Source organism: Tunicatimonas sp., from assembly GCF_049647865.1.
Classification (GTDB): Bacteria; Bacteroidota; Bacteroidia; order Cytophagales; family Cyclobacteriaceae; genus Tunicatimonas.
In genome coordinates, this window is sequence record NZ_JBARYM010000732.1 from 1 (window position 1) to 5196 (window position 5196).

Consider the following 5196-nt stretch of genomic DNA (forward strand, 5'->3'; position numbering starts at 1 on the left):
CAGCAACAGCTCAAAACGCGATTGACTACACCGTCCAAGGAAATGTTACTGACGAATACGACGAACCTCTAATAGGAGCTACCGTGCAACTTGTTGGGACCAGTATTGGAACGGTTTCCGACATCAATGGTGATTATCGGTTATCATTTAGTCGCGCACCTGGGACGTACCAGCTAGCTATTAATTTTGTAGGGCACGAGCGAGTAACAGAACCAATCACGCTGGATGCGAACAATACCAATATTACCATTAATAAGTCCTTGAAGATGGATCTTATTGGTTTAAGTGAAGTAGTGGTGACGGGCACATCAGTAGCAACTAGCAAAAAACAATTAGGTAACGCAATCTCTACTGTCTCGGGTGAAAATATATCCGAAGTTGGGGCCATTGGTATTGATCAGGCTTTAGCTGGAAAAGTAGCTGGAGCATTGGTTCAGCAAAATTCGGGTAGCCCGGCCGGAGGAATTTCTATTCGGTTGCGTGGTGTGAGTACCCTAGCTGGCTCATCCGATCCTCTGTACATTATTGATGGGGTAATTGTCAGCAACAGTTCGTCAGAGTTGGTAGATTTGGGTGGAAGTTCCCAAAACCGATTGGTAGACATCAATCCTAACGATATTGAGCGTATTGAAGTAATAAAGGGCGCAGCCGCAGCGGCAATCTACGGTTCTCGGGCTAATAATGGGGTAGTACAAATATTCACTAAACGGGGGACGCAAGGCGCGCCGAAGGTTACAATAAGCACCTCATTTCGGATAAACGAATTAAGGAAAAAATTGCCGATCAACGATGCTCCTTTCGTATTTACTGAACCAACTATTTTAGACGATTTATCAACCACGCCCGTAGAACGGTACGACTATCAGGAAGATATTTTTCAAACGGGTATTGGCACTGATAGCTACGTAAGTGTTACGGGTGGGAATGAGCGCACCAAATATTTTGTATCGGGCGCCTACTTCCTAAACGAAGGCATCATTAAAAATCAAGATTATCAACGATATAACGGAAGAAGCCGCGTAGATCAAATTCTTAACGACTGGGCTAGCTTCTCATTCGGGGCCAACTATACGCTTAGCAGTAGTAATGACGTACCAAACGGCGGAATTAGCGCAGCCTACGGAGCATTAACTGGCTTTAGCTTTTCCAACAATGTTACCCCACTGGTAGACAACGAAACGGGGTTGTACAACAATACCAACGCTCGGGCAAACCCATTAGAAGTAATTGAGGCCTACGATTTTGGTAACGAAACTAACCGGTTCATCGGTGATTTTCAAGTCAACCTGACTCCGGCTGATGGGTTAACCATTGATTATGTGTTAGGAGTAGATACGTACTCTTCAGTTGGTTTAGGATTTATTCCCGACCCTAATACTTCGGGTATATTTCCCACTGGATTCTCCCGCCGGTCTGACCGCAATTTCTTTCAGATGAACAATGACTTAAATATTGGTTATCAGACTGAGATTGTTCCGGGAATTCAATCCACTACCGCATTGGGGGGTACCGTACAGTACGAGCAAGTTGAAAACATTGCTTTAGAAAGTACCGACCTACCTCCTTTTGTTAGAACCGCTGCCTCAGGTACATTACAGGGCAGGGGTGAGTCTCGACTTGAGACAGTTGTGCAGGGTGCTTTCTTACAAGAAACTATTGGAATTCTTGATAAAATATTTCTGACAGGAGCTATTCGGGTAGATGCCTCAAATTTATTCGCTGAAGAGGAACGCACTCAGTTTTATCCCAAGCTCAGCGGTTCGTACGTAATCTCCGAAGAATCCTTTTTTCAATCGGCTTTAGGCAATTCAGTGAACCTCCTCAAATTTCGTAGTTCCTACGGCGAAGCCGGTAACCTAACCGGCATAGGAACCTTTGAACGCTTTACTAACCTAAACCCTACATCAATAGACGGAGTTACCGGGCTATTGCCTTCTTCTCAGCGAGGAACCTTGGGAGTTCGTCCGGAACGGCAAAAGGAATTTGAAGTCGGGGTTGATCTGGGTATGTTCAATAACCGTTTTGGGTTAGAATTCACCTATTATACTAAAGATGTAGAAGACCTTCTGTTAAATCGTACATTATCTCCTACCACGGGATTTAGTAGTACCCGTCAAAACGTTGGAACCTTAGAGAACGAAGGTTTTGAAGTTCTGGTAAGAGGTGTGCCCGTGCAATCGCAAGATTTTGTGTGGTCGGTAACAGGTACATTTAGTCGCAATACCAACGTGGTGAACGGTATAGAAGAAGACTTCATTCTACTACCAGGTTCTTTTGGTCAATCAGCAGTTCTGAACAACGAGGCGGTTGGGGTATTTTATACGACATACTTAGCCAAAAACCCAGATGGCAGTTTGCTACTTGATGATGGCGGATTACCTCAGCGCGAACGAGTAGGACGCGAAGATGGACAACCTACTGGGGCATTGGATGAAAAAGTAATTGGCGATCCTAATCCAGAGTTCTTCTGGTCAGTTATTAATGAAATTGACTATAAGAATTTTAGTTTTCGTGTACAGTTTGACGCTATTCAGAATTTCAACGTATTCAACTTTACCAATCGCCTCTTATCTTTCGCCCCTTTTGGTGGGGGACAGCTTTACGAAGATGAACTAACTGGTAATCTGCCCAAAGGATACAATGCCGCTACCTTTAGTGCTTTTGACCGTTTTGTAGAAGATGGATCGTTTGTAAAACTGCGAGAATTAGGCTTAAGCTATAATTTACAACCCGAAGCGTTGGGTATTACTAACCTACGGCTGAGCCTGATAGGAAGGAACTTGCTTTCGTTTGATAATTATTCTGGTTGGGACCCTGAAACTAACGCAGCGGGTCAAAGCAACACTACCCGGGGTTTTGACTTCAACGAAGTACCTATACCTCGTACTTATTCATTTCAACTTACTGCTACTTTCTAAATCCGTAAAACATGAAATTCAGAATATATCTTACAGCTTGGTTTTTTATGCTGGTATCGGCTTGCGAAATGGATATTCCTAATCCTAATGCTGCTACCGAAGATGAAGCACTTAACAGTCGCCAAGGTCTATTGGCCCTGTCAGCCGGTATGCGTCAATATTATTCTACGGACGCGCTAAGCCGGGTTATAATTACTCCAGGAGTAACTTCTCGCGAACTTGGTGCTTTTACTACTTTTGTAAACTACTTAAATTTAGAAGAAGGAGGCGATGCTATTGAGAACGATAATTCACTAACGAGTGGTATCTGGAGCAGACTTTACCGGGTAATTAGTAACGCCGAGCAAATTATTAATAACACCACTGAAGAGGTAGTTCCGGACGCTGCTACTCGTACTGGAATTTTAGCCCACGCTTTGTTTTTCAAAGCAGCTTCATTAGGATACTTAGCTCAGAGCTTTGAGCAAGCCCCCATCACTACATTAGCAACTGGTGATGCACCGTTTGTAAATCGCACTGAAGTTATTGCTGAAGCTATACGCTTGCTTACGGAAGCCCGGGCTCTTTTATCATCAACCCCACCTTCCGATTCATTCTACGATCAAGTTGGAACTACGCTAGACCTACCGAACATGGTAGAAGCGTATCTTAGTCGCTATCATTTAATCGCTGGAAATTACCAGGAAGCAATTAACGCAGCAAATGCCGTTAGCCTAAGTTCGGTTTCCTACTTTGTGTATGATGCTGAAAATCCTAATCCCATTTGGGAGTTAGCCGTTAATAGTAACGATTTTCGTCCACTAGATAACTTTGGCCTCGACATGCTTCAACTAGATGCTAGCGATGAGCGGATCAACTTCTTTCTGGTATCGGCTGATACTACTTCCGCTGCTTTACAGCTACCAGTAGAGGATTTGGCAGGTTATTTTAGCGCAAGAACGACTTCTATTCCGGTGTATCTTCCTGGCGAAGTTTTACTTAATAAGGCTGAGGCTCAGGCCCGTGCTGGTGAAATAAACGGCGCAATCGAATCCCTCAATGCAGTACGGACTAAGACTGACGATCCTACTGGAGTAAACGCGGCACTTACCTCGTACACTGGCCCTGCCACGGTAGAAGCAGTATTGGAGGATATTTATAATAACCGGGCGGTAGAACTATTTCTAACGGGTATGCGCCTAGAGGATAGCCGTCGCTTTAGCCGACCCGGTCCGGGTAGTAATTCTATGAGCCGAACCCGTAATTTTTATCCATATCCAGATACTGAGCGCTCCAATAATCCCAATACCCCGGATGATCCGGCGGTTTAATAAAAACCTGCTTAATAAACTGAACTATAAAACCAATATAAACCCAATCTGAGACAAAGGGGCTGGTTCAGAGCAATATTAATCTTACAATTGATGTTTTTTAGTGTTTTGCGGTACTAAGCTTGAGCTACTTTAATTAGGATGATAGGTGCACACAGTTTGGGATGCCAGATCCAACCATAGTTTTTATTTGCTATAAGATTTAGATTCTGTATTGATAGAGCTACATATTCGATAAATATAGAATATTGATTTGGTGAATATTCTTTCAACTCACGTATGGTCTGAAATTATTAACCAACTATTTTGTGTGAAGAAAAATAAGTAAGTTGTTAACTTATTATTTCATACTTATATGACAACCTATACTAAGCATTTATCATTCTACACCCTTTTTCTCACCATTATAATTCAGGCTTGTGACCCATCCGAACAAACTGACCAAGAAGCTGCTGCAACTGAGAAGCCCAATATCGTCTGGATTATGCTGGAAGATTGGGGCTACCAACTTTCTTGCTACGGCGAACCAGGTATCAGTACCCCTAATGTAGATAAACTGGCTGCGGAAGGTATTCGGTACACCAATGCGTTTGCTACTGCACCGGTTTGCTCGCCTTCCCGGTCAGCCATGATGACCGGGTTTCATCAGAACTATATTGGAGCGAATCAGCATCGTACTAATGGCTCAGGGTTTACCCGTCAGCCGCTGCCCCACGGCATTCGCCCGATGACACATCTATTGCAAGAAGCAGGATACTTTACCTGCTTTATGGCGAACCGAAAAACTGATCTGAACTTTACTTACGATGGAGATTTGTACCAGGGGGAAGATTGGGGTGAGCGGGAAGAGGGGCAACCTTTCTTCGCTCAGTTGACTTTTCCTGGAACCCACCGTCGGTGGCAACGCGACACTATCAATCCTATTGCGATTGAAGACGTTAGCCTGCCCCCGTATTATCCACAAACCG

At 43.9% G+C, this 5196-nt stretch carries 3 protein-coding genes; all 3 read left to right on the forward strand.

What is annotated here, in order from left to right:
* Positions 1-2918, forward strand: a 2918-nt coding sequence (locus WBA23_RS21405; RefSeq protein WP_424584321.1) for a SusC/RagA family TonB-linked outer membrane protein, incomplete at its 5' end; no start/stop codon positions are given.
* An 11-nt stretch (positions 2919-2929) separates the two neighbouring features.
* On the forward strand, positions 2930-4228 hold the full coding sequence (locus tag WBA23_RS21410; protein ID WP_424584322.1) for a RagB/SusD family nutrient uptake outer membrane protein: 1299 nt from the start codon (positions 2930-2932) through the stop codon (positions 4226-4228).
* A gap of 355 nt (positions 4229-4583) precedes the next feature.
* On the forward strand, positions 4584-5196 hold a 613-nt coding region (locus WBA23_RS21415; protein ID WP_424584323.1), incomplete at its 3' end, for a sulfatase-like hydrolase/transferase.